Source organism: Pseudomonas sp. S34 (assembly GCF_009866745.1).
Classification (GTDB): domain Bacteria; phylum Pseudomonadota; class Gammaproteobacteria; order Pseudomonadales; family Pseudomonadaceae; genus Aquipseudomonas; species Aquipseudomonas jessenii.
This window is the reverse complement of the sequence record NZ_CP019398.1, coordinates 6,244,075-6,269,896: the sequence shown is the minus strand read 5'-3', so window position 1 is coordinate 6,269,896 and position 25,822 is coordinate 6,244,075. Positions and strand designations below refer to the sequence as shown.

Sequence of the window (25,822 nt, the reverse complement as noted above, 5' to 3'; positions counted from 1 at the left end):
GGATATCCCCTAAGTTGAAAGCCGGTGAGGCAAAAACAAGCGGCCATTGTAGCGACCAGACGCCGACTTATCCACACGAAGGTGGTTCATCGACCAAGAAGAATCACCGTTTCATACGCAAAAAAGGCGACCAGTGGTCTGTGCATAAGCTCTGTGGATAACCGGGGTTAAGGTCATTGCACAAGTGGGGGCGAAACTCGGTGGATAACCGGCCTGTGGATAAAGCGATCTTTCACACACAGGTTATCCGACAGCGCAGCACAGGCTGAACACTGTTTTCCACCGTAGTTGTCATTCTCTGTACAGCAGGTAAAACAAGGGCTGAATCGAGTTATCCACAGAAGGTGGCGAGCCTAGCTTTTATAAGCTTTACAGAAAAGCTTTAAATACTTTCCTTTCTTATTTTTATATCTACGCAAGGTGCAAGTGCTGAAAAACCTCTGGAGATCTATTTATAAGGAAACGTTGGTTGGAAATTGACCTGAAGGCTTGCTTTCTCTAGAATCCCCGGTCTCTTAAAACGGGGGCCATTCCGGCCCGTTGTGGACGAACCAGGTAACACGACAATGAAACGTACTTTCCAACCAAGCACTATCAAACGCGCTCGTACCCACGGTTTCCGTGCTCGCATGGCTACCAAGAACGGTCGTGCCGTCCTGTCGCGTCGTCGCGCCAAAGGTCGTGCGCGTCTGGCAGTTTGATAATCCGGCACTGGAGGTGAGTCAGGACTTCAGTCGGGAAAAGCGTCTGCTTACCCCCCGGCAATTCAAGGCAGTCTTTGACTCCCCTACCGGCAAGGTTCCGGGGAAAAATCTCCTGCTCCTTGCGCGCAACAACGATCTTGATCACCCCCGTCTCGGGTTGGTAATCGGGAAAAAGAGCGTAAAGCTCTCCGTCGAGCGCAATCGCCTCAAACGTCTGATGCGCGAATCGTTTCGCCTGAACCAGGATTCTCTGGTCGGCTGGGACATTGTTATCGTCGCGCGCAAAGGTTTGGGCGACGTAGAAAACCCCGAATTGATTCAGCATTTCGGCAAACTCTGGAAACGACTGGCTCGCAGTTCGCCAGTACCAGCAGTCAAAACCGAAACTGTAGGGGTAGACAGTCCAGATGCGTAAACTGGCACTCGTTCCGATCCAGTTTTATCGCTATGCCATTAGTCCCCTGATGGCCAGTCACTGTCGTTTCTACCCCAGTTGTTCCTGCTACGCGTTAGAAGCCATCGAAAATCATGGCCTTCTTCGCGGTGGCTGGCTGACCTTTCGTCGTTTAGGTCGCTGTCATCCGTGGAATCCCGGTGGTTATGACCCGGTTCCACCTATCCCTACCTCCCGTTCTTCTTCGATGGCCGAGTAATCATGGATATCAAACGCACGATCCTGATCGTCGCCCTGGCAATCGTGTCCTACGTTATGGTTCTTAAATGGAACCAGGACTATGGCCAGGCTGCCCTGCCGACTCAGAATGTTGCCACCAATACGACTGCATCGGGCCTGCCGGATACGGCATCTGGCTCCAACGCTTCTGCCAGTGACGACATTCCACGTGCTGCAAGCGACACCAGCGCACCTGCCGAAACACCGGTGGCTGTGAGCAAGGACCTCATCCAGATCAAAACGGATGTACTGGACCTGGCTGTCGACCCACAAGGTGGCGATGTTGCCCAGTTGACCCTGCCGCTGTATCCGCGTCGTCAGGATCACCCGGAAATTCCGTTCCAGCTGTTCGATAACGGCGGCGAACGTACTTATCTGGCGCAAAGCGGTCTGATCGGCACCAACGGTCCGGATGCAAATCCGGCCGGTCGTCCGGTTTATTCCTCGGAGAAGAAGATTTATCAGCTGGCTGACGGTCAGGACCAATTGGTCGTGGACCTGAAGTTCAGCAAAGACGGCGTCAACTACATCAAGCGTTTCACCCTGAAACGCGGCCTGTATGACGTAACCGTTTCCTACCTGGTCGACAACCAGAGCGCCCAGCCCTGGAATGGTGCGATGTTCGCCCAGTTGAAGCGCGACGCCAGCGCCGATCCTTCATCGACTACGGCTACCGGCACCGCGACTTACCTGGGCGCTGCCCTGTGGACAAGTTCCGAGCCGTACAAGAAAGTGTCCATGAAGGACATGGACAAGGCGCCGCTGAAAGAAACCGTCACAGGCGGTTGGGTTGCCTGGTTGCAGCACTACTTCGTGACCGCATGGATTCCGGCCAAGGGCGAAAACAACGTCGTCCAGACCCGTAAAGACAGCAAAGGCAACTACATCATCGGCTACACCGGCCCATCGATGAGTGTTGCGCCGGGTGCCAAGGCCGAGACCAGCGCTGTTCTGTACGCCGGTCCGAAAAGCCAGGCTGTGCTGAAAGAGTTGTCCCCAGGTCTGGAACTGACGGTCGACTACGGCATTCTGTGGTTCATCGCCCAACCGATCTTCTGGTTGCTGCAACACATCCACGCCATTGTGGGTAACTGGGGCTGGTCGATCATCTTCCTGACCATGCTGATCAAAGGGATCTTCTTCCCGCTGTCGGCTGCCAGCTACAAATCCATGGCGCGCATGCGTGCAGTAGCACCGAAACTGGCCGCGCTGAAAGAGCAACATGGCGATGACCGGCAGAAAATGTCGCAAGCCATGATGGAACTGTACAAGAAAGAGAAGATCAATCCGCTGGGTGGTTGCTTGCCAATCCTCGTGCAGATGCCGGTTTTCCTCTCGCTGTACTGGGTTCTGCTGGAAAGCGTTGAAATGCGCCAGGCGCCGTTCATGCTGTGGATTACTGACCTGTCGATCAAGGATCCGTTCTTCATTCTGCCGATCATCATGGGCGCAACCATGTTCATCCAGCAGCAGTTGAACCCGACTCCTCCGGATCCGATGCAGGCCAAGGTGATGAAGCTGATGCCAATCATCTTCACCTTCTTCTTCCTGTGGTTCCCGGCCGGTCTGGTGCTGTACTGGGTTGTAAACAACGTGCTGTCCATCGCACAACAGTGGTACATCACGCGTAAAATCGAAGCGGCCGCTAAAGCAGCTGCCTGATTTACACTGTGGATAACCACTCAAAACGCCCCCTAGTGGGGCGTTTTGCTATCTGTCACTTTTGTCTGGATACCGGTTTATGAGCGTTCCTCGCGAAACCATCGCAGCCGTCGCCACCGCTCAAGGTCGCGGCGGTGTAGGCATCGTGCGTATTTCCGGGCCGTTGGCCAGCGTTGCGGCCAAGGCCTTCAGCGGTCGCGAGCTCAAGCCGCGATTTGCCCACTACGGTCCGTTTTTCAGTGAAAACGACGAGGTGCTGGACCAGGGCATTGCCCTGTATTTCCCCGGCCCGAACTCGTTCACAGGCGAAGATGTGCTGGAGCTGCAAGGCCATGGCGGTCCGATTGTTCTGGATATGTTGCTCAAGCGCTGCCTGGAACTGGGTTGCCGCCTCGCCCGGCCGGGGGAATTCAGTGAGCGCGCCTTCCTCAATGACAAACTGGACCTCGCCCAGGCCGAAGCCATTGCCGACCTGATTGAAGCCAGTTCTGCCCAGGCTGCGCGAAACGCGTTGCGCTCCCTGCAGGGTGCTTTTTCGTCACGTGTGCATAACCTCACCGAGCAATTGATCGGCTTGCGCATCTATGTCGAAGCGGCCATCGATTTTCCGGAAGAGGAAATCGACTTCCTCGCCGATGGCCACGTCCTGAGCATGCTCGACAAGGTGCGCGACGAGTTATCCACCGTCATGCGCGAAGCCGGGCAGGGCGCCTTGCTGCGTGACGGTATGACCGTGGTCATTGCCGGTCGTCCGAATGCCGGTAAATCCAGCCTGCTCAATGCCCTGGCCGGGCGTGAAGCGGCGATCGTGACCGAAATTGCCGGCACCACCCGCGACGTGCTTCGCGAACATATCCACATCGATGGCATGCCGTTGCACGTCGTGGATACCGCCGGTCTGCGCGATACCGATGATCATGTGGAAAAAATCGGCGTCGAGCGTGCCTTGAAAGCTATCGGCGAAGCCGATCGGGTACTGTTGGTGGTTGATGCCACTGCACCGGAAGCCCTCGATCCTTTCGCACTCTGGCCGGAGTTTCTCGAAATCCGTCCCGATCCCGCGAAAGTCACCCTGATCCGCAACAAAGCCGACCTTACGGGCGAAGCCATTGCGCTGGAGGTCAGCCAGGACGGCCATGTCACCATCAGCCTGAGCGCCAGGTCGGGTGGTGTCGGGCTGGAGCTGCTGCGTGATCACCTCAAGGCCTGCATGGGCTATGAACAGACGTCCGAAAGCAGCTTCAGCGCTCGCCGGCGACACCTTGAGGCGCTACGTCATGCCAGTGCGGCCCTCGAGCATGGCCGTGCCCAATTGACCCTGGCCGGTGCTGGCGAGTTGTTGGCCGAGGATTTGCGCCAGGCTCAGCAGTCGCTGGGTGAAATCACCGGTGCTTTCAGTTCCGATGACCTGCTGGGGCGGATTTTTTCCAGTTTCTGTATCGGTAAGTAGCCCTCCTGTTATTCACAGACAGGCCATTCGTGCCTGTCTGTTCTCTCCTTTTCTGAAAAAAACTTCCAGTGCCGAGCGGACGTCGTCTGCTTGAGCGGAATTCCTGCACCCGAATTTCGAGCGAACGGCACTTTTCTGTGGATTAAGCCCTGTGAATAACCACGGCTAAGGTCAGTTGATAACAGGGCTCGAAAAATGGACATAACCGCCTCTGTGGATAACCACCCCTTTCATCCACAGGCTTAAACCGGTTATCCAAGGGCCTCATTGGCACATGAACACAGGGTTTTGAATCTCTGTACACATTGAAAATAAAGGGCTATAGCAATCTATCCACAGAAAGGTAGGTGCATAGAAATAAACATAAAAACAAAGATTTAATAAATTTCTTTCTTTTTAATTTCTATAACTCCGACTTTTCCACAGCTGGTTAAATTTTGTGCAAAGGGTTCTTTAGGAAGGGCGAAGTCCCTATACTTGTCGACCAGGTCCAAAAACCTGAGCTCAAACTATTCCTGAATTACCTACTTAAGCAGGCACGAGGTGCGTGGTGGATTTCCCTTCCCGTTTTGAAGTGATCGTCATCGGCGGCGGTCATGCCGGTACCGAGGCAGCACTGGCCTCAGCACGTATGGGGGTTAAAACCCTATTGCTGACGCATAACGTGGAAACCCTCGGTGCCATGAGTTGCAATCCGGCCATTGGCGGGATCGGCAAAAGCCACCTGGTCAAGGAAATCGACGCCCTTGGCGGCGCGATGGCCATGGCTACCGATAAAGGCGGTATCCAGTTTCGCGTGTTGAACAGCCGCAAAGGCCCGGCCGTGCGAGCAACCCGCGCGCAGGCAGACCGGGTTCTGTACAAGGCAGCTGTCCGCGAAATCCTGGAGAACCAGCCGAACCTGTGGATATTTCAACAGGCCGCTGACGATCTGATCGTCGAGCAGGAACAAGTCCGTGGTGTTGTCACCCAAATGGGCCTGCGTTTCTTCGCTGATTCCGTGGTGTTGACCACCGGTACGTTCCTCGGTGGACTTATCCACATCGGTTTGCAGAATTTTTCCGGCGGTCGCGCCGGTGATCCGCCATCGATCGCGCTGGCTCACCGTCTGCGTGAACTGCCATTGCGCGTGGGTCGTTTGAAAACCGGTACTCCGCCACGTATCGACGGTCGGTCTGTGGATTTCTCGGTGATGTCCGAGCAACCGGGTGATACGCCGATCCCGGTGATGTCGTTCATGGGGTCAAAAGAGCAGCATCCGAAGCAAGTCAGCTGCTGGATTACCCACACGAATGCGCGCACCCACGAAATCATTGCCGCGAACCTCGACCGTTCGCCGATGTATTCCGCTGCCGGTGAGATCGAAGGGATCGGCCCACGTTATTGCCCGTCGATCGAAGACAAGATCCATCGCTTCGCCGACAAGGAAAGCCATCAGGTGTTTATCGAACCGGAAGGTTTGACCACCCATGAGCTGTATCCGAACGGGATATCCACAAGCTTGCCGTTCGACGTGCAATTGCAGATCGTGCAATCGATCCGCGGCATGGAAAACGCGCACATCGTGCGTCCGGGCTACGCGATCGAGTACGACTACTTCGATCCACGGGATTTGAAATACAGCCTGGAAACCAAAGTCATCGGCGGCTTGTTCTTCGCCGGGCAAATCAACGGCACAACCGGTTACGAAGAAGCCGGTGCCCAGGGTTTGCTCGCCGGGACCAACGCTGCACTGCGTGCGCAAGGCAAAGAGGCCTGGTGCCCGCGTCGCGACGAGGCCTATATCGGCGTGTTGGTCGACGACCTGATAACCCTCGGTACCCAAGAGCCGTACCGGATGTTCACCTCACGTGCCGAATATCGCTTGATCCTGCGCGAAGACAACGCCGACCTGCGCTTGACCGAAAAAGGTCGCGAACTGGGTCTGGTGGATGACGTGCGCTGGGCGGCTTTCTGCAAAAAACGCGAAAGCATCGAACTGGAAGAGCAGCGCCTGAAAAGTACCTGGGTACGCCCGGGTACCGAACAGGGCGATGCCATTGCCGAAAAATTCGGCACGCCACTGACTCACGAATACAACCTGCTCAACCTCTTGAGCCGTCCGGAAATCGACTACGCTGGTCTCATCGCCGTGACCGGTGGGGGCGCGGAAGATCCACAGGTTGCCGAGCAGGTCGAGATCAAGACCAAATACGCCGGCTACATTGATCGTCAACAGGATGAAATCGCCCGCCTGCGAGCCAGCGAGGACACCAAATTGCCTGTGGATATCGATTACACGAATATTTCCGGTCTCTCCAAGGAGATCCAGAGCAAGCTCGGCACGACCCGTCCAGAAACCTTGGGCCAGGCCTCGCGCATACCGGGCGTTACGCCGGCAGCCATTTCGCTGTTGATGATTCATTTGAAAAAACGCGGCGCGGGCCGTCAGTTGGAGCAAAGCGCTTGAGTTCGTTGGTCACCTCGCAACACGCAGAAGAGTTATCCACAGGTGCTCGCCAGCTCGGTGTCACGCTGACAGAAACCCAGCACGCGCAACTGCTGGGTTATCTGGCCCTGTTGATAAAATGGAACAAGGCTTACAACCTGACCGCGGTACGCGATCCGGACGAGATGGTCTCCCGCCACTTGCTCGATAGTTTGAGCGTGATGTCGTTCGTCGAAAACGGCCGGTGGCTGGACGTTGGCAGCGGCGGTGGTATGCCGGGCATTCCGCTGGCGATCCTGTTTCCCGAGTCCCAGGTGACCTGCCTGGACAGCAACGGCAAGAAAACCCGCTTCCTGACCCAGGTCAAACTCGAACTCAAACTGGATAACCTGCAAGTTATCCACAGTCGCGTCGAAGCCTTCCAGCCTGTACAGCCCTTCAACGGAATCATTTCCCGGGCGTTCAGCAGCATGGAGAACTTCAGCAACTGGACGCGCCACCTCGGCGATAGCGAAACACGCTGGCTGGCAATGAAGGGCGTTCATCCGGCCGATGAGCTGGTAGCATTGCCGGCAGACTTCCACCTCGATAGCGAACACGCCCTGGCCGTACCTGGTTGCCAAGGCCAACGCCATCTGCTGATACTGCGCCGCACGGCATGATTGGGAACACAAGCAAGAATGGCTAAGGTATTCGCGATTGCGAACCAAAAGGGTGGCGTGGGCAAAACCACCACCTGCATCAACCTCGCAGCATCCCTGGTCGCGACCAAGCGCCGGGTGCTGTTGATCGATCTTGATCCACAGGGCAACGCCACCATGGGTAGCGGTGTGGATAAACATGGCCTGGAAAACTCGGTCTACGACCTGCTGATCGGAGAATGTGATCTGGCCCAGGCCATGCACTTCTCCGAACACGGTGGTTACCAGCTGTTGCCGGCCAACCGCGATCTCACCGCGGCCGAAGTGGTGCTGCTGGAAATGCAGATGAAGGAAAGCCGTCTGCGCAGCGCGCTGGCGCCGATCCGGGAAAACTACGATTACATCCTGATCGACTGCCCGCCGTCGCTGTCGATGCTGACCTTGAACGCACTGGTCGCCGCTGACGGGGTCATTATCCCCATGCAGTGCGAGTACTTCGCACTCGAAGGCTTGAGCGACCTTGTGGATAACATCAAGCGTATCTCTGAACTGCTGAACCCGAACCTCAAGGTCGAAGGCCTGCTGCGTACGATGTACGACCCACGCCTGAGCCTGATGAACGATGTCTCGGCGCAGCTCAAGGAACACTTCGGCGAGCAGCTCTACGACACCGTCATACCGCGCAATATCCGTCTGGCCGAAGCGCCAAGCTACGGCATGCCGGCGCTGGCGTACGACAAAGCTTCGCGAGGCGCCGTTGCCTACCTGGCATTGGCGGGCGAAATGGTTCGTCGTCAACGCAAAAACTCACGCATCGCCGCTGCTCAGGCAACTTAAGGAATCCCCATGGCCGTCAAGAAACGAGGTCTCGGACGTGGACTGGATGCTCTGTTGAGTGGTCCGACTGTCAGCTCGCTGGAAGAACAAGCGGCGCAAGCCGATCAGCGTGAGCTGCAACATCTCCCCCTGGATCTGCTCCAGCGCGGCAAGTACCAGCCGCGTCGTGACATGGATCCGCAGGCGCTCGAAGAGCTGGCGCAATCGATCAAGGCCCAGGGCGTCATGCAGCCCATCGTGGTTCGCCCGATCGGCAGCGGCCGCTTTGAAATCATTGCCGGCGAACGCCGCTGGCGCGCCAGCCAGCAAGCCGGGCAGGAAACCATCCCGGCAATGGTTCGCGATGTACCCGATGAAACCGCGATCGCCATCGCGCTGATCGAGAACATTCAGCGCGAAGACCTGAACCCGATTGAAGAAGCGGTGGCCCTGCAGCGGTTGCAGCAGGAGTTCCAGCTGACCCAGCAACAGGTGGCCGAGGCTGTGGGCAAGTCCCGGGTGACAGTGGCCAACCTGTTGCGCCTGATTTCCTTGCCGGAAGTCATCAAGACCATGTTGTCCCACGGCGACCTGGAAATGGGTCATGCCCGTGCTTTGCTCGGTTTGCCGGAAATTCAACAGGTTGAAGGGGCGCGACATGTTGTCGCACGCGGGCTGACCGTGCGCCAAACCGAGGCACTGGTTCGCCAGTGGTTGAGTGGTAAACCGGAGCCTGTGGAAGCGGCAAAACCGGACCCGGATATTGCCCGTCTCGAACAGCGTCTGGCCGAGCGCCTAGGCTCTGCGGTGCAGATCCGCCACGGTAAGAAGGGTAAAGGGCAGTTGGTGATTGGCTACAACTCACTGGATGAGCTTCAAGGCGTACTTGCACATATCCGCTGAAACATTTCCTCATGTAGCGCGCAGTCGGAAATCACTACCTGACAGTTGAATAGGGGCAGAACCGCCCCTATACTCTGCGCGCATTTTGTCGGCACAAATTATGCCAAGTTATTGAATTTCGGCAGCCGACCATTGGGGAGTAAAAGTGATGGAAACCCGCACGCCAAACCGCCTGCCCTTCCATCGCCTGGCAGTTTTTCCGGTGTTAATGGCTCAATTTGTCGTGTTGCTGATCGCCGCTTTGGCGCTCTGGTACCGATATGGAGTCGTTGCCGGGTACTCGGGACTCTGCGGAGGCCTGATAGCCTTGCTACCCAATATTTATTTCGCTCACAGGGCATTTCGGTTTTCCGGCGCCCGAGCAGCCCAGTCCATCGTCCGGTCTTTTTATGCCGGCGAGGCAGGCAAACTGATTTTGACGGCAGTGCTGTTTGCACTGGTGTTTGCAGGTGTGAAGCCACTGGCGCCGATTGCAGTATTCGGTGCCTTCGTGCTGACTCAGTCGGTCAGCTGGTTCGCTCCCCTGCTGATGAGAACAAGACTTTCGAGACCTTAGGGCGTTTGAGGCAACCATGGCAGAAACAACCGCTTCGGGCTATATCCAGCACCACTTGCAGAACCTGACCTTCGGTCAGCACCCTACCGGCGGCTGGGGCTTTGCCCACACCGCAGCAGAAGCCAAAGAAATGGGCTTCTGGGCTTTCCACGTCGATACTCTCGGCTGGTCGGTCGCATTGGGTCTGATCTTCGTTCTTCTTTTCCGCATGGCGGCCAAGAAAGCGACTTCCGGTCAGCCTGGTGCTTTGCAGAACTTCGTTGAAGTATTGGTCGAATTCGTCGATGGCAGCGTGAAAGACAGCTTCCATGGCCGTAGCCCGGTGATTGCACCGCTGGCACTGACCATCTTCGTCTGGGTGTTCCTGATGAACGCCGTCGACCTGGTACCGGTCGACTGGATTCCTCAGCTGGCCATCCTGATCTCCGGCGATGCCCACATCCCGTTCCGCGCCGTGTCGACCACCGACCCGAACGCGACTCTGGCCATGGCCTTCACGGTGTTCGCGCTGATCATTTTCTACAGCATCAAGATCAAGGGCCTCGGCGGCTTCATCGGCGAGCTGACCCTGCACCCGTTCGGCAGCAAGAACATCTTCGTTCAGGCCCTGCTGATTCCGGTGAACTTCCTGCTGGAATTCGTGACCCTGATCGCCAAGCCGATCTCCCTGGCTCTGCGTCTGTTCGGCAACATGTACGCCGGCGAGCTGGTCTTCATTCTGATTGCTGTGATGTTCGGCAGCGGTCTGCTCTGGCTTAGTGGCCTGGGCGTTGTTCTGCAGTGGGCGTGGGCTGTGTTCCACATCCTGATCATCACCCTGCAGGCGTTCATCTTCATGATGTTGACCATCGTCTACCTGTCGATGGCGCACGAAGAAAACCATTAAGGCCAGTCTCGACTAGTCTGATGTCCTTCCCGGTAAAACGGGAAGGTGCTCCTTACGGGGCATCTGAAACGATTTGTTTTACCGCTTTAATCTAAAAAACCTAAACCATACGACGTAAAAGTCGGGAGGAAAGATGGAAACTGTAGTTGGTCTAACCGCTATCGCTGTTGCACTGTTGATCGGCCTGGGCGCACTGGGTACCGCAATTGGTTTCGGCCTGCTGGGCGGCAAGTTCCTGGAAGGCGCAGCGCGTCAGCCAGAAATGGTTCCAATGCTGCAAGTTAAAATGTTCATCGTTGCCGGTCTGCTCGACGCCGTAACCATGATCGGTGTTGGTATCGCTCTGTTCTTCACCTTTGCGAACCCGTTCGTTGGTCAAATCGCTGGCTAATTACTCGGATCTTCCGGGTAATTTGGTGTGATGGACAACGTAACTGCGAGGTGTTGGCGTGAACATTAATGCGACCCTGATTGGCCAGTCCGTTGCGTTCCTGATTTTTGTACTGTTCTGCATGAAGTTCGTATGGCCTCCGGTCATTGCGGCACTGCACGAACGTCAAAAGAAGATCGCTGATGGTCTGGACGCTGCCAGCCGTGCAGCTCGCGACCTGGAGTTGGCCCAAGAAAAAGCGGGTCACCAACTGCGCGAAGCGAAAGCTCAGGCAGCTGAAATCATCGAGCAAGCCAAGAAACGCGGTAACCAGATTGTCGAAGAGGCTGTTGAAAAGGCCCGTGTCGACGCTGACCGTGTGAAGGTTCAGGCTCAGGCCGAGATCGAACAGGAACTGAACAGTGTCAAAGACGCGCTGCGTGCCCAAGTGGGCTTGCTGGCAGTCGGCGGCGCCGAGAAGATCCTGGGTGCCACAATCGATCAAAACGCGCACGCAGAGCTGGTTAACCAACTGGCTGCTGAAATCTAAGCGAGGGCGATCATGGCAGAACTGACCACGTTGGCCCGACCTTACGCTAAGGCGGCCTTCGAGCACGCTCAGGCCCACCAGCAACTGGCCAATTGGTCAGCCATGCTCGGCCTGGCTGCAGCGGTGTCGGAAGACGACACCATGCAGCGCGTGCTCAAGGCCCCGCGACTGACGAGCGCAGAAAAGGCCGCCACGTTTATTGACGTGTGCGGCGACAAGTTTGATGCCAAGGCACAGAACTTCATCCATGTCGTTGCCGAAAACGACCGTCTCCCGCTGTTGCCGGAGATCTCCGCTCTGTTCGACCTGTACAAGGCCGAACAAGAGAAGTCGGTAGACGTTGAAGTCACCAGTGCTTTTGCATTGAACCAAGAACAGCAAGACAAACTCGCCAAGGTTCTCAGTGCACGACTCAACCGGGAAGTGCGCCTGCAAGTTGCGGAGGACGCTGCCCTTATTGGTGGTGTCGTCATCCGCGCCGGCGACCTGGTTATCGATGGCTCGATTCGCGGCAAAATCGCGAAACTTGCCGAAGCATTGAAATCTTGAGTTTGAAGGGGCAGCAGAGCAATGCAGCAACTCAATCCTTCCGAAATAAGTGAAATTATCAAGGGCCGCATCGACAAGCTCGATGTGACCTCCCAAGCCCGTAACGAAGGCACTGTCGTCAGCGTATCTGACGGTATCGTGCGGATTCACGGTCTGGCCGACGTAATGTACGGCGAGATGATCGAGTTTCCGGGCGGCGTCTTCGGTATGGCCCTCAACCTGGAGCAAGACTCCGTAGGTGCCGTTGTATTGGGCGCATACCAGTCTCTGGCTGAAGGCATGAGCGCCAAGTGCACTGGCCGCATCCTGGAAGTTCCGGTTGGTAAGGAACTGCTGGGTCGCGTAGTCGACGCACTGGGTAACCCTGTTGACGGCAAAGGTCCACTGGGCAACACCGAGACCGACGCGGTCGAGAAAGTTGCTCCAGGCGTGATCTGGCGTAAGTCGGTAGACCAGCCTGTACAGACTGGCTACAAGGCTGTCGATGCCATGATCCCTGTCGGCCGTGGCCAGCGTGAGCTGATCATCGGTGACCGTCAGATCGGTAAAACCGCTCTGGCGATCGACGCGATCATCAACCAGAAGAACAGCGGCATTTTCTGCGTCTACGTAGCAATCGGTCAGAAACAATCGACCATCGCCAACGTGGTTCGCAAGCTGGAAGAAAACGGCGCCCTGGCCAACACGATCATCGTGGCTGCCAGTGCTTCGGAATCTCCTGCGCTGCAATTCCTGGCACCGTACTCCGGTTGCACCATGGGTGAATTCTTCCGCGACCGCGGTGAAGACGCGCTGATCGTTTATGACGATCTGTCCAAGCAAGCAGTGGCTTACCGCCAGATTTCCCTGCTGCTGCGCCGTCCACCAGGCCGTGAAGCTTACCCAGGCGACGTGTTCTATCTCCACTCCCGTCTGCTGGAGCGCGCATCCCGCGTTTCGGAAGAATACGTAGAGAAGTTCACCAACGGCGCAGTGACCGGCAAAACCGGTTCCCTGACCGCACTGCCGATCATCGAAACCCAGGCTGGCGACGTTTCCGCGTTCGTTCCGACCAACGTGATTTCCATCACCGACGGTCAGATCTTCCTGGAATCGGCCATGTTCAACTCGGGCATCCGTCCTGCAGTGAACGCCGGTGTTTCGGTATCCCGTGTGGGTGGTGCCGCTCAGACCAAGATCATCAAGAAGCTGTCCGGTGGTATCCGTACCGCTCTGGCTCAGTACCGTGAACTGGCGGCATTCGCCCAGTTCGCTTCTGACCTGGACGAAGCGACCCGTAAGCAACTTGAGCATGGTCAGCGCGTTACCGAGCTGATGAAGCAGAAGCAATACGCACCAATGTCGATCGCTGACATGGCGCTGTCGCTGTATGCCGCTGAGCGTGGGTTCCTGACTGACGTTGAAATCGCCAAGATCGGCAGCTTCGAGCAAGCGCTGATTGCTTTCTTCAACCGCGATCACGCCGATTTGATGGCGAAGATCAACGTGAAAGGTGACTTCAATGACGAAATCGACGCTGGCATGAAAGCCGGTATCGAGAAGTTCAAGGCCACCCAAACCTGGTAAGCCGCAGCGGGAGCCGCAAGGCTCCCGCTTGCTAACCTGATAGGTGTTACATGGCAGGCGCAAAAGAGATTCGCAGTAAGATTGCGAGCATCAAAAGCACGCAAAAGATTACCAGCGCCATGGAAAAAGTGGCGGTCAGCAAAATGCGCAAGGCACAAATGCGCATGGCTGCTAGCCGTCCTTATGCGGAGCGTATCCGCCAGGTAATTGGGCATCTGGCCAACGCCAACCCGGAATACCGCCACCCGTTCATGATCGACCGCGAAATCAAGCGTGTTGGTTATGTCGTAGTGAGCAGTGACCGTGGTCTGTGCGGCGGCTTGAACACCAACCTGTTCAAGGCCCTGGTCAAGGACATGGCGGTAAACCGCGAAAACGGCGTCGAGATCGATCTGTGTGTCGTTGGTAGCAAGGGTGCGGCCTTTTTCCGCAACTTCGGCGGTAACGTCGTTGCAGCTATCAGCCACCTGGGTGAAGAGCCGTCGATCAATGATCTGATCGGCAGCGTCAAGGTGATGCTGGATGCCTACCTGGACGGCCGTATTGACCGCCTGTCCGTGGTGTCCAACAAGTTCATCAACACCATGACGCAACAGCCTACCGTGGAGCAGTTGATTCCATTGGTGGCAACCCCGGATCAAGACCTCAAGCACCACTGGGACTATCTCTACGAACCGGATGCCAAGGAGCTGCTCGACGGCTTGATGGTCCGTTACGTGGAGTCGCAGGTCTACCAGGCGGTGGTCGAGAACAACGCGGCTGAACAAGCTGCGCGGATGATCGCGATGAAGAACGCTACCGACAACGCCGGTGATTTGATCAGCGATTTGCAGCTGGTCTACAACAAGGCGCGTCAGGCTGCGATCACCCAAGAGATCTCGGAAATCGTCGGCGGCGCTGCCGCGGTTTAACGGTTCAAATATTCAGAGGATCCAGCTATGAGTAGCGGACGTATCGTTCAAATCATCGGCGCCGTTATCGACGTGGAATTTCCACGCGACAGCGTACCGAGCATCTACAACGCGCTGACAGTACAAAGCGCGGCCGGGACCACTCTGGAAGTTCAGCAGCAGCTGGGCGACGGCGTGGTTCGTACCATTGCGATGGGTTCCACCGAAGGCCTGAAGCGCGGTCTGGAAGTTACCGACTCTGGCGCAGCCATCTCCGTACCGGTCGGTAAAGCGACTCTGGGCCGGATCATGGACGTTCTGGGCAACCCGATCGACGAAGCTGGCCCTATCGCCACTGAAGAGCGTTGGGGCATTCACCGTCCAGCGCCTTCGTTCGCTGAACAAGCAGGCGGCAACGACCTGCTGGAAACCGGCATCAAGGTTATCGACCTGGTTTGCCCGTTCGCCAAAGGCGGTAAAGTCGGTCTGTTCGGTGGTGCCGGTGTAGGCAAAACCGTAAACATGATGGAACTGATCCGTAACATCGCCATCGAGCACAGCGGTTATTCCGTGTTCGCCGGTGTGGGTGAGCGTACTCGTGAGGGTAACGACTTCTACCACGAGATGAAGGACTCCAACGTTCTGGACAAAGTGGCACTGGTTTACGGTCAGATGAACGAGCCGCCGGGTAACCGTCTGCGCGTAGCACTGACCGGCCTGACCATGGCCGAGAAGTTCCGTGACGAAGGTAACGACGTTCTGCTGTTCGTCGACAACATCTACCGTTACACCCTGGCCGGTACTGAAGTATCCGCACTGCTGGGCCGTATGCCTTCGGCAGTAGGTTACCAGCCGACCCTGGCTGAAGAGATGGGCGTTCTGCAAGAACGTATCACTTCGACCAAGGAAGGTTCGATCACTTCGATCCAAGCGGTATACGTACCTGCGGATGACTTGACCGACCCGTCGCCAGCGACCACCTTCGCCCACTTGGACGCTACCGTCGTTCTGTCCCGTGACATCGCTTCCCTGGGTATCTACCCAGCGGTCGATCCACTCGACTCGACTTCGCGCCAGCTGGACCCGAACGTAATCGGCCAGGACCACTACGACACCGCTCGCGGCGTTCAGTACGTTCTGCAGCGTTACAAAGAACTGAAGGACATCATTGCGATCCTGGGTATGGACGAGCTGTCGGAAGCCGACAAGCAGTTGGTAAACCGTGCTCGTAAGATCCAGCGCTTCTTGTCGCAGCCGTTCTTCGTGGCTGAAGTCTTCACCGGTGCATCGGGTAAATACGTTTCCCTGAAAGACACCATTGCTGGCTTCAAAGGCATCCTCAACGGTGACTACGACCACCTGCCAGAACAAGCGTTCTACATGGTTGGCGGCATCGAAGAAGCGATCGAGAAAGCCAAGAAACTGTAATCCCGGCGCCCGGCAACGGGCGCTAATTTAGGTTGAGGCAATCAGATGGCTATGACAGTCCATTGCGATATCGTCAGCGCGGAAGGAGAAATCTTTTCCGGTCTGGTCGAGATGGTGATTGCGCACGGTGCACTGGGTGATCTTGGTATCGCTCTGGGTCACGCGCCGCTGATCACTAATCTGAAGCCAGGTCCGATCCGCCTGGTCAAGCAGGGCGGGGAAGAGGAGGTGTATTACATCTCCGGTGGTTTCCTCGAGGTTCAGCCGAACATGGTCAAGGTTCTTGCCGACACCGTGCAACGTGCTGCCGACCTGGATGAAGCCTCCGCTCAGGAAGCCGTTAAGGCAGCCGAGAAGGCCTTGCATGAACGTGGCGCAGAATTCGATTACGGTTCTGCTGCCGCACGTCTGGCCGAGGCTGCAGCTCAGCTGCGCACCGTCCAGCAGATCCGCAAGAAGTTCGGCCACTAAGGCTGCACTTGTTGTGTGATTGATTAAAAAGGGTAGCCTCGGCTACCCTTTTTTCTTTTCCGATTTTTACAACCCGGTCGCAGCCGCTGACCACCCAGGATTGGTAGCCAGTCATGTCTCTTGAAATCGTTATTCTCGCTGCTGGCCAAGGCACGCGTATGCGTTCTGCTTTGCCGAAAGTTTTGCACCCGATTGCTGGCAACTCCATGCTCGGCCATGTTATCCACAGTGCCCGGCAACTTGATCCACAGCGCATTCACGTCGTGATCGGTCATGGTGCCGATGCGGTGCGCGAACGCCTGGCGGCGGATGACCTGAACTTCGTCCTGCAGGATAAACAGTTGGGTACCGGCCACGCCGTTGCTCAAGCCGTGCCGTTCATTCAGGCCGACACCGTGCTGGTGCTCTACGGCGATGTGCCGTTGATCGAGGTCGACACCCTGCAGCGCCTGCTCAAGAAGGTGGGGCCGCAGCAATTGGGCTTGCTGACCGTCGAACTGGATGACCCGACCGGTTACGGCCGCATCGTTCGTGATGACGCAGGTAAAGTGACGGCCATCGTCGAACAGAAAGATGCCAACGAAGCCGAACGCAAGATCACCGAAGGCAATACCGGCATTCTGGCGCTGCCTTTTGCCCGTCTCGGCGACTGGATGAGCCGACTTTCCAATAACAACGCCCAGGGCGAGTACTACCTGACCGACATCATTGCCATGGCCGTGAGCGATGGTCTGGTGGTGGCCACCGAGCATCCGCACGACGCCATGGAAGTGCAGGGCGCCAACGACCGCAAGCAGCTTTCCGAACTTGAACGGCATTATCAATTGCGCGCCGGTCGTCGCTTGATGGCTCAAGGCGTGACGCTGCGCGACCCGGCACGATTCGATGTGCGCGGAGACGTAACCGTAGGCCGCGATGTGCTGATCGACATCAACGTGATCCTCGAAGGCAAGGTGGTCATTGAAGACGACGTGGTGATCGGCCCGAACTGTGTGATCAAGGACAGCACCCTGCGCAAAGGTGTGGTCATCAAGGCCAACAGCCATATCGAAGGTGCCATTCTGGGTGAAGGCAGCGACGCCGGCCCGTTTGCGCGTCTGCGTCCAGGTACCGTGCTGGAAGCGCGAGCCCATGTGGGTAACTTCGTCGAATTGAAAAACGCTCACCTGGGCGAAGGTGCCAAGGCCGGTCACCTGACTTACCTGGGCGATGCCGAAGTCGGGGCGCGCACCAACATTGGGGCCGGCACCATCACCTGCAACTACGACGGCGCCAACAAGTGGAAAACCGTGTTGGGCGAAGATGTGTTCATTGGTTCCAACAACTCGTTGGTAGCGCCTGTGGATATCCTGTCCGGCGCGACCACGGCGGCCGGTTCGACCATTACTTCGACTGTGGATAAATCCCAGTTGGCGATTGGGCGTGCTCGCCAGAAGAACATCGACGGCTGGAAGCGGCCGGAGAAGATCAAGAAGGGCTGAGTTATCCACAACTCCCTTGTAGGAGCGAGCTTGCTCGCGATGAATTCGAGAGCGGCGCATTTTTCCAGAAAGAATGCATCATCGTTCACGTCCATCGCGAGCAAGCTCGCTCCTACAGGTTATCCACAGCTCTTTTTATCGCATGGTGCTTGACGAAGTTTCGCTGATAGGTTTTGATTGCTTCCGTTATCTTTCGAAACGAAACTTACCAGCTTATGTCGAAGCGCAACACACCTCAGCGCCGTCACAACATCCTCGCCTTGCTCAATGAGCAGGGCGAAGTCAGTGTGGATGAGTTGGCCAAGCGTTTCGAAACGTCGGAAGTTACGATTCGCAAGGATCTGGCGGCGCTTGAAAGCAATGGCCTATTGCTGCGTCGTTACGGTGGGGCGATCACCATGCCTCAGGAACTGGTCGCCGATCTTGGTCAGCCGGTTTCCAAGTACAAGCAAGCCATCGCCCGTGCCGCCGTCGCGCGGATTCGCGAGCATGCTCGGATCATTATCGACAGTGGCAGTACCACCGCCTCCATGATCCCGGAACTCGGACAGCAACCCGGCCTGGTGGTGATGACCAACTCGCTGCATGTCGCCAATGCCCTGAGCGAACTTGAGCACGAACCGGTGCTGTTGATGACCGGTGGTACCTGGGATCCGCATTCCGAGTCCTTTCAGGGGCAGGTTGCCGAGCAGGTACTACGCTCCTACGATTTCGACCAGCTGTTTATCGGCGCCGATGGCATCGATCTGGTTCGCGGTACAACCACCTTCAACGAACTGCTCGGGCTGAGCCGGGTCATGGCCGAAGTCGCCCGCGAAGTGGTCGTGATGGTGGAGGCCGACAAGATCGGTCGCAAGATTCCAAACCTGGAGCTGCCCTGGAGCAGCGTCCATACCCTTATTACCGATGAACGCCTGCCACTTGAGGCTCGCGATCAGATTCAGGCCCGCGGCATCACATTGATATGCGCGGCTGTCAGTCAGGAGAAATAGCATGTGTGGAATTGTCGGCGCAGTCGCAGAACGTAACATCACCGCCATCCTCGTCGAAGGCTTGAAGCGTCTGGAATACCGCGGGTATGACAGTGCCGGCGTTGCGGTCTACACCAACGACGAAAAACTCGAGCGCCTGCGTCGTCCGGGCAAGGTCAGTGAGCTGGAGCAGGCGTTGGCCGCCGAGCCGCTGCTCGGGCGTCTGGGCATTGCCCACACCCGCTGGGCTACTCACGGTGCGCCGTGCGAGCGCAATGCCCACCCGCATTTTTCCGGCGACCTGGCGGTGGTGCATAACGGCATCATCGAAAACCACGAAGCCCTGCGTGAACAACTCAAGGCCCTGGGTTATGTGTTCACCTCGGACACCGACACCGAAGTCATCGCTCACCTGCTGAACCACAAGCTCAAGGATCTGAGCGACCTGACCGTGGCCCTCAAGGCAACTGTCAAAGAGTTGCACGGTGCTTACGGCCTGGCAGTGATCAGCGCTCAGCAACCGGATCGCCTGGTTGCAGCCCGCAGCGGCAGCCCGCTGGTGATCGGCCTGGGCCTGGGGGAAAACTTCCTGGCGTCCGACCAGTTGGCCCTGCGTCAGGTCACCGACCGTTTCATGTACCTCGAAGAAGGCGATATCGCCGAAATCCGCCGCGACAGCGTGCAGATCTGGGACGTTGACGGCAAGGCTGTCGAGCGCGAAGCCGTGCAGTATCGCGACGGCGCCGAAGCCGCTGAAAAGGGCGAGTTCCGCCACTTCATGCTCAAGGAAATCCACGAGCAACCGTCCGTGGTGCAGCGCACCCTGGAAGGTCGCCTGAGCCAGAACCAAGTCCTGGTACAGGCATTCGGCCCACAGGCGGCCGAACTGTTCGCCAAAGTGCGTAACGTACAGATCGTCGCGTGTGGCACCAGCTACCACGCAGGCATGGTCGCGCGTTACTGGCTCGAAGAGCTGGCCGGCATTCCGTGCCAGGTCGAAGTCGCCAGCGAATTCCGCTACCGCAAGGTGGTGGTGCAGGCGGACACCTTGTTCGTGACCATTTCCCAGTCCGGTGAGACAGCCGATACCTTGGCCGCGCTGCGCAACGCCAAGGAACTGGGTTACCTCGCCAGCCTGGCGATCTGCAACGTCGGCATCAGCTCGCTGGTGCGCGAATCCGATCTGACCCTGTTGACCCAGGCCGGTCGCGAAATCGGTGTGGCTTCGACCAAAGCCTTCACCACGCAATTGGTTGGCCTGCTGTTGCTGACACTTTCCCTGGGCCAGGTTCGTGGCACCTTGGCCAAAGGTGTCGAAGCGACGTTGGTCGAAGAGTTGCGTCGTTTGCCGACCCGTCTGGGCGAGGCGCTGGCCATGGACGGCACCGTGGAAAAAATCTCCGAGCTGTTCGCCGAGAAACACCACACGCTGTTCCTCGGCCGTGGCGCGCAGTTCCCGGTGGCGATGGAAGGGGCACTCAAGCTCAAGGAAATCTCCTACATCCACGCTGAAGCCTATCCGGCCGGCGAGCTGAAACACGGCCCGTTGGCGCTTGTGGATAACGACATGCCAGTAGTGACCGTGGCGCCGAACAACGAACTGCTGGAGAAGCTGAAGTCCAACCTGCAGGAAGTCCGCGCCCGCGGTGGCCAGTTGATCGTCTTCGCTGACGAGAAGGCCGGCATGACCAACGGTGAAGGCACTCACGTTGTGCACATGCCGCACATCCACGACATCCTGTCGCCGATTCTCTACACCATCCCGCTGCAACTGCTGTCGTACTACGTTGCCGTACTCAAGGGCACCGACGTTGACCAGCCGCGCAACCTGGCGAAGTCGGTCACTGTGGAATAAGTATCCACAGGTGAAAAACCCCCTTCTCAGGGGGTTTTTCTTTTTCTAGGCGGTCGTAATTCGACGCTGGCGCCGCGTGTCCAGCAGATGGACCATGACACAGGCGTACAAGGTCACCAGTATGAACAGGCCCATGCGGATGGCGAAGGCGGTGTAGACGTCCTTGCCCGCCGCACTGTCCTGTACCGATTGGCCGAGCAGAATGATCAGGGTCGCCAGGCTGTTGAGCCAGAAACTCGGTGGCTGTCGGGTCAGGGCCAGGCCGTAGAGTTTTCTGGCCGCCAGCAAACCGAACAGCAGCATCCACAGAAAGAACATCCACAGGTTGACGAACAGGCTCAGCGCGCACCAGAAAAGAATTGCCATCAGGCCACCGAGCAGGGTCGAGCCGAGCAACTCCTGGCCGGCGGTGCGGGCGCTGGTCGCGCAGCTTTGTTGGCCGAGGCTGACGGCTTTCATGATGATCGGCAGGTAGCTGGCCGGGTCGATCATGGCCAGCAGGAAAGTCGGCAGTACCACCAGCGTGGCACGTAGCGCCAGCCAACTGCTTTCGGTTGGAGTAAGGCTCGGGCCGGGTTTGGCCGCGGGGGCACTGGCGGGGTCGGGAAACAGCCAATGGCTGATGGTCAGCGTGGTGACGGCCAGGAACAGCCCCTTGACCAGGGCCACGATCACCTCAAGCGCCAGGGCGAATTCAGCGGTTCCGGCCGAACTGATCAAGGTCAGGCCCACCACCAGGAAAGTCGCCACCAGCGGGTTGCCGCCGCGCAGGCCATAACCGAAGGCCAGGAACAGGCACAGTCCGACCAACAGCACACCGCTGAACGGGTAGTAACGCAGCAGGGGAATGAGCAACAGGCCGGTCCCGGTGGTCAGGATAAGGATCAGGATCAGACCCAGGCTGGCCTTGAACGGCAATGGTCGGTTCATCGCTGCCAGCATCATCAGCGCCAGCATCGGGGAGAGGAACGGGATGGGCAGGGCCAGACCAAAGCTCGCCGCCAGGCACAGCGCCGTGCCGAAGCTCAGGCGCAGGGCGCGCTGAACCCGGGGCGGGCGCTCAATACGCATAGGACATCCAGCTCATCAGGCGCAGGAACAGGCGACCCAGGATATTCAGCGGGTTACTTTCACTCGGAAATGCCATGACTTCGGCCTGCCCGCCGGACCGGATGCCTTGCGGGCCGGTCAACTCGCCGGGTTCGAACTCGATGATCACCGGAAAGCGCTGGGCAGGACGTAGCCAATCGCGGCTGTTCTCCACTTTCGGCAGGCTGCCCGGCTGGGTGGTCTGGCCGATATCGACGCCATAGCCGACGCTGCGCACATGGCCTTTGAAAATTCTCCCCGGCAGGGCGTCGAGGACGATGGACACTGGCGTCCCGGGCTGGACACTTCCCAGATTGTTTTCGGTCATGTCGGCGCTGATCCACACATCGTGGATGGCGATCAGGGTCATCACCGGCGCACCTGCGGAAGCAAACTGGCCGACATCGGTGCGCAGATCGGTGATCAGGCCGGCCGAGCGCGCGTGGACCTTCGTATTGCTCAAGTCCAGCTCGGCTTTTTCAAGGTTGCTGGCGGCGCTGAGCAACTGGGCGTTTTCGTCTTCGTTACCGCCCTGTTGTTCGCGTGCACGTTGCACTTCGGCCTTGGCCGCGGCGACCTGGCTGATGGATTCTTCCAAGGTTGCGCGGGATATCTCCAGGCGTCGCAGCGAGATAGTCCCCGGGTCTTCTCTGTACAGGCGTTCAAGCCGCTGGATGTCCTGGCGTGCCTTGAGCTCGTTGGCCTGGGATGCACGCAGTGATGCTTGCTTGGAGTCGACACCGGCGGTGTTGGCGCCCACCTGGCGACGGGTCGACTCAAGGTCGGCGCGAGCGCGATCGACGGCAATCTGGTACTGCTCCGGGTTGACTTCAAACAGCAATTCGCCAGCCTTTACGTCCTGGTTGTTGCGTACATGCACCTTGGTCACCCGGCCGGATACCTCGGCGGCCACCGGTACAATGAAGGCCTGCACCCGTGCCTGTTGCGTGTAGGGGGTGTAACGGTCCGCCATCAGGTACCAGACCAGACTCAGGATGATCAGCAGCACCACCCAGTTGATCGCTTTTTTCGCAGGGTCGGCGGCAGGTGTCGGGGCTTTCTCGGCGGCCGGTTGTTGGCTGTCAGTCATTGGCACTTTCCTTCGGTTCGTCGAGCAGATCGCCCCAATCGGTCCGTTCTTGCATTTGTTTGCGGGTGGCCGGGTCGATCATCGGTTGGTCGCTGTACCAGCCTCCGCCCAGAGCCTTGTATAGGGCGATCAGGCTGTTGACCGCGGTGCCACGGTTGACCAGGTAGATATCCTGTTGGGCAAACAGGGCCCGCTGGGCATCCAGCACGCGCTGGAAATCGGAATAGCCTTCGCGGTATTGGGCATTGGCCAGGGTCACCGAACGTTCGGCGGCCACCGATGCATCGCTGAGGATCCGGTCGCGCTCCAGTGCCTTGATCAAGCCGGTCGCGGCATCGTCGGCCTCGCGTGCCGCCTGGCGCACGCTGTCCTGGTAGATAACGATCAGTTGCTGCAAGCGCGCATCCTGCACGCGGACGTTGTTGGTGATCCGGCCGTGGTCGAAGATGTCCCAGCGCAAACTAGGGCCGGCCACCATGTCCAAGGTGTTGGATGCACCGCTGAGTGAGCTGGCAGACCAGACGATGCTGCCCAGCAGGCTGATGGAGGGGTACAGGTCAGTCTCGGCCACACCGATCAACGCCGACTGCGCCGCCACTTGCAGTTCGGCAGCACGAACATCGGGGCGCCGCACCAGCAGGTTGGCCGGCACATCCTGCAAGACCGCAGTATCGAGCAGCGGCACTAAGCCGGTGTTGCGATTGAGGTCAGGGATCGAGCCGGGTGGCTGGCCGATCAGGGTGGACAACGCATTGCGCAAGCTCGCCACCTGGCTCTCGAAATCCGGGATGGTACTGAGGGTGCCCAGGTACTGGGTCTTGGCTTGTTGCAGATCAAGTTCGGCTTCGGCCCCGCTGTTGAACAGGCGCTCGGTGATCTCGTAGCTGCGTTTTTGCAATTTGGCGTTACTGCGGGCGATGGCCAGGCGCGCCTCGGCGGTGCGCAAGGCGTAGTAGTTTTGCGCCAGTTGCGCGTGCAACAGCACCAAGGCATTTTCATAGTTGGCCTGGGCGGCAAACCAGGATGCGTCCGCCGATTCGATGGCACGGCTGAAACGCCCCCAGAAATCCAGCTCCCAGCCGATATCGAAACCGGCGCTGTATTGCCAGAAATGCGTGTCCTGAGGGTTGGCGCCGCCCGATTGTCGACGGTTCAGGTACAGGCTGTCGGCGCTGGCCTGCTGCAATTGCGGGTAGCGTCCACTCAGGGCGATACCCAATTGCGCCCGGGACTCCATGACCCGCAGGCCAGCGAGGTGCAGGTCGGCGTTGTGGGCATCGGCTTCGGCCATCAAATGGTCCAGCACCGGGTCGTTGAACACGCGCCACCATTGGCGGCTGTCAGGTTGCGCGCGTTGTTGGCCGGCGACCTCCAGGGCCGGGCTGTTCCAGTGGTCGACCCAGGGCTGGGCCGGCGACTGGAAATCCGGGCCCAGTTGTACACAGCCCCCCAGGACGACGGTGCCACAGAGCAGAAGCCGGCTGATGCGAGCAGGGCGTGGCATCAAGCGCAAACTCCTCAGACAGGACGCTGATCGTTCAACGCCTCGATCTCGGGTGTCTCGTTCATTAGCTCGGCAGACGGTTGGTCCTGGACCCATTGCCAGAACAATTGGTAGCCCACCGCCAGCGCCACCGGCCCGATGAACAAACCGATGAAGCCGCCGCTTACCATGCCGCCCAGGGCACCAATCAGAATCACCGGCATCGGAACATCGACGCCACGACCCAGCATCAACGGTTTGAGGACGTTGTCGGCCATCCCGGCAATCAGGCTGTAGATGCCAAACACGACGGTGGCCAGGCTGGTCCCTTCGGTGGCGAAGACAAAAGCGATCACCGGAAGGGTCACCAGCAGTACCGGCAATTGCATGATCCCCATCAACAGCGCCACCATGGCCAGTAGCCCGGCACCGGGGACACCCATGAGCACGAAGCCCACACCGACCAGCAACATCTGAATGAACGCGATGCCCACTACGCCCTGGGCGACCGCGCGGATGGTTGCAGTGCAGAGCACGGTAATGCGTGGCCCACGCTCTGGTCCGGAAAGGCGCGAGGTGATGGCCAGGGCGCTTCTTTCGCCGTTTTCGCCATAGGCCATGAACACGCCGGCAATGATCAGGGCGCCGATGAACAACAGAAAGCCCACGCCAACATCGGCCATTTTGCCCAACAAGGTCAGGCCGACGGACTTGATGTAAGGCATCAGCTTCATGAGCACGCTGCTCATGTCGGTGGCGGCCTGCATCCAGTAGCCATAGAGCGGTTCGCCTATGAGCGGCAGGGAAGCGATTTTTTCGCTGGGGAGCGGAATCTGCAACGTATCGGACTTGAGGACCGCCAGGGTGCCCTGGACCGATTCACTGATCGAGGTGCCCAGCAGGTAGATCGGTACCATCAGCAAAGCCAGGGCGACCACCACGATCAGGGTGGCGGCACGACCGTCCTTGTTGACCAGCTTGCGCTTGATGAGCGCATGCAGTGGATACAGGGTGATGGCCAGAATCATTGCCCAGAGCATCAGGTTGAGGAAGGGGTGGAAGATCTGGAAGCAGAACAGTACCAGCACCGTAATCAACCCGGCGCGAATCAGTACATCGAGCAAACCACCGGACAGTGCTCTAGCGGAAATATTAGTGCGCAACATTGTCGAACTCCTTGCTGTGTCACACAGGTTAGCCAGGCCGTTGAAGTTCAACTCATCCCTACTAAGTGAATCCATAAAGCAGGATCGACGGGCAGCCGTCAAAGCGTTAAAAACCGATAACGCCTTACTTTAAGTAGAGAAAAC

The 25,822-nt window shown here is 58.0% G+C and carries 25 protein-coding genes; 21 read left to right on the top strand and 4 right to left on the bottom strand.

Annotated elements, in window-relative coordinates; all coding sequences use genetic code 11:
- The first annotated feature begins 566 nt into the window (after window positions 1-566).
- The 21 genes from rpmH (at window position 567) to glmS (ending at window position 20,850) form a co-directional block, all read left to right on the top strand.
- Entirely contained in the window at window positions 567-701 is a 135-nt protein-coding gene (gene rpmH, locus PspS34_RS28230; protein ID WP_003213577.1) for a 50S ribosomal protein L34, read from the top strand.
- A gap of 16 nt (window positions 702-717) precedes the next feature.
- Window positions 718-1,119, top strand: a complete 402-nt coding sequence (rnpA, locus tag PspS34_RS28225; RefSeq protein ID WP_056727027.1) for a ribonuclease P protein component — start codon at window positions 718-720, stop codon at window positions 1,117-1,119.
- Window positions 1,112-1,357: a membrane protein insertion efficiency factor YidD gene (gene yidD, locus PspS34_RS28220; protein ID WP_010207715.1), complete on the top strand. Its 246-nt coding sequence runs from the start codon at window positions 1,112-1,114 to the stop codon at window positions 1,355-1,357. Before rnpA ends, yidD begins: the two co-directional genes overlap by 8 nt.
- A 2-nt stretch (window positions 1,358-1,359) precedes the next feature.
- Entirely contained in the window at window positions 1,360-3,039 is a 1,680-nt protein-coding gene (gene yidC / locus PspS34_RS28215) for a membrane protein insertase YidC (protein WP_057712656.1), read from the top strand.
- A gap of 79 nt (window positions 3,040-3,118) precedes the next feature.
- Window positions 3,119-4,489, top strand: coding sequence for a tRNA uridine-5-carboxymethylaminomethyl(34) synthesis GTPase MnmE (mnmE, locus tag PspS34_RS28210; protein ID WP_057712657.1), 1,371 nt, complete (start codon window positions 3,119-3,121; stop codon window positions 4,487-4,489).
- 550 nt (window positions 4,490-5,039) lie between these two features.
- Window positions 5,040-6,938, top strand: coding sequence for a tRNA uridine-5-carboxymethylaminomethyl(34) synthesis enzyme MnmG (gene mnmG / locus PspS34_RS28205; RefSeq protein WP_150812671.1), 1,899 nt, complete (start codon window positions 5,040-5,042; stop codon window positions 6,936-6,938).
- Window positions 6,935-7,579 (top strand): 16S rRNA (guanine(527)-N(7))-methyltransferase RsmG, encoded by a 645-nt coding sequence (gene rsmG / locus PspS34_RS28200; protein ID WP_150812672.1) that lies wholly within the window; start codon window positions 6,935-6,937, stop codon window positions 7,577-7,579. The genes mnmG and rsmG overlap by 4 nt, the downstream gene beginning before the upstream one ends.
- 18 nt (window positions 7,580-7,597) lie before the next feature.
- Window positions 7,598-8,395, top strand: a complete 798-nt coding sequence (locus PspS34_RS28195) for a ParA family protein (RefSeq protein ID WP_046038783.1) — start codon at window positions 7,598-7,600, stop codon at window positions 8,393-8,395.
- Between the two features lie 9 nt (window positions 8,396-8,404).
- Window positions 8,405-9,277 (top strand): ParB/RepB/Spo0J family partition protein, encoded by an 873-nt coding sequence (locus PspS34_RS28190; RefSeq protein WP_057712660.1) that lies wholly within the window; start codon window positions 8,405-8,407, stop codon window positions 9,275-9,277.
- Window positions 9,278-9,425: 148 nt separating this feature from the next.
- A complete protein-coding gene (locus tag PspS34_RS28185; protein ID WP_057712661.1) occupies window positions 9,426-9,833 on the top strand; it encodes a F0F1 ATP synthase subunit I in 408 nt (135 codons plus the stop codon).
- A gap of 16 nt (window positions 9,834-9,849) precedes the next feature.
- Window positions 9,850-10,719 (top strand): F0F1 ATP synthase subunit A, encoded by an 870-nt coding sequence (gene atpB / locus PspS34_RS28180; RefSeq protein ID WP_057712662.1) that lies wholly within the window; start codon window positions 9,850-9,852, stop codon window positions 10,717-10,719.
- A 133-nt stretch (window positions 10,720-10,852) separates the two neighbouring features.
- The gene (atpE, locus tag PspS34_RS28175) at window positions 10,853-11,110 is read left to right on the top strand and encodes a F0F1 ATP synthase subunit C (RefSeq protein WP_003097235.1); all 258 of its coding nucleotides are present in this window, start codon (window positions 10,853-10,855) and stop codon (window positions 11,108-11,110) included.
- Between the two features lie 58 nt (window positions 11,111-11,168).
- A complete protein-coding gene (locus PspS34_RS28170; protein WP_008045681.1) occupies window positions 11,169-11,639 on the top strand; it encodes a F0F1 ATP synthase subunit B in 471 nt (156 codons plus the stop codon).
- Between the two features lie 12 nt (window positions 11,640-11,651).
- On the top strand, window positions 11,652-12,188 hold the full coding sequence (locus PspS34_RS28165; protein ID WP_154860844.1) for a F0F1 ATP synthase subunit delta: 537 nt from the start codon (window positions 11,652-11,654) through the stop codon (window positions 12,186-12,188).
- A 21-nt stretch (window positions 12,189-12,209) separates the two neighbouring features.
- Window positions 12,210-13,754 carry a F0F1 ATP synthase subunit alpha gene (gene atpA / locus PspS34_RS28160; protein ID WP_030132553.1) on the top strand — a complete coding sequence of 515 codons (1,545 nt, stop codon included), beginning with the start codon at window positions 12,210-12,212 and terminating at the stop codon, window positions 13,752-13,754.
- A gap of 50 nt (window positions 13,755-13,804) precedes the next feature.
- Entirely contained in the window at window positions 13,805-14,665 is an 861-nt protein-coding gene (gene atpG / locus PspS34_RS28155) for a F0F1 ATP synthase subunit gamma (RefSeq protein WP_008045673.1), read from the top strand.
- A 27-nt stretch (window positions 14,666-14,692) separates the two neighbouring features.
- Window positions 14,693-16,072 carry a F0F1 ATP synthase subunit beta gene (atpD, locus tag PspS34_RS28150; RefSeq protein ID WP_008002330.1) on the top strand — a complete coding sequence of 460 codons (1,380 nt, stop codon included), beginning with the start codon at window positions 14,693-14,695 and terminating at the stop codon, window positions 16,070-16,072.
- A gap of 45 nt (window positions 16,073-16,117) precedes the next feature.
- The gene (locus tag PspS34_RS28145) at window positions 16,118-16,543 is read left to right on the top strand and encodes a F0F1 ATP synthase subunit epsilon (RefSeq protein ID WP_007969909.1); all 426 of its coding nucleotides are present in this window, start codon (window positions 16,118-16,120) and stop codon (window positions 16,541-16,543) included.
- 113 nt (window positions 16,544-16,656) lie between these two features.
- Window positions 16,657-18,024, top strand: coding sequence for a bifunctional UDP-N-acetylglucosamine diphosphorylase/glucosamine-1-phosphate N-acetyltransferase GlmU (gene glmU / locus PspS34_RS28140; RefSeq protein WP_150812673.1), 1,368 nt, complete (start codon window positions 16,657-16,659; stop codon window positions 18,022-18,024).
- A gap of 215 nt (window positions 18,025-18,239) precedes the next feature.
- Window positions 18,240-19,016, top strand: coding sequence for a DeoR family transcriptional regulator (locus PspS34_RS28135; protein ID WP_008018362.1), 777 nt, complete (start codon window positions 18,240-18,242; stop codon window positions 19,014-19,016).
- A gap of 1 nt (window position 19,017) precedes the next feature.
- Complete coding sequence (gene glmS, locus PspS34_RS28130) at window positions 19,018-20,850, top strand: glutamine--fructose-6-phosphate transaminase (isomerizing) (RefSeq protein ID WP_154860845.1); 1,833 nt, start codon at window positions 19,018-19,020, stop codon at window positions 20,848-20,850.
- 45 nt (window positions 20,851-20,895) lie between these two features.
- Here glmS and PspS34_RS28125 read toward each other — a convergent pair whose 3' ends face one another.
- Genes PspS34_RS28125 through PspS34_RS28110 form a run of 4 tightly spaced genes read right to left on the bottom strand, consistent with a single transcriptional unit; the run spans window position 20,896 to window position 25,678 of the window.
- Window positions 20,896-21,921, bottom strand: a complete 1,026-nt coding sequence (locus PspS34_RS28125) for a DUF2955 domain-containing protein (RefSeq protein ID WP_154860846.1) — start codon at window positions 21,919-21,921, stop codon at window positions 20,896-20,898.
- A complete protein-coding gene (locus PspS34_RS28120; RefSeq protein WP_150812676.1) occupies window positions 21,911-23,029 on the bottom strand; it encodes an HlyD family secretion protein in 1,119 nt (372 codons plus the stop codon). Before PspS34_RS28120 ends, PspS34_RS28125 begins: the two co-directional genes overlap by 11 nt.
- Complete coding sequence (locus PspS34_RS28115; RefSeq protein WP_102669468.1) at window positions 23,022-24,533, bottom strand: TolC family protein; 1,512 nt, start codon at window positions 24,531-24,533, stop codon at window positions 23,022-23,024. The genes PspS34_RS28120 and PspS34_RS28115 overlap by 8 nt, the downstream gene beginning before the upstream one ends.
- A 14-nt stretch (window positions 24,534-24,547) precedes the next feature.
- Complete coding sequence (locus PspS34_RS28110) at window positions 24,548-25,678, bottom strand: AI-2E family transporter (RefSeq protein ID WP_057712669.1); 1,131 nt, start codon at window positions 25,676-25,678, stop codon at window positions 24,548-24,550.
- Window positions 25,679-25,822: the final 144 nt, after the last annotated feature.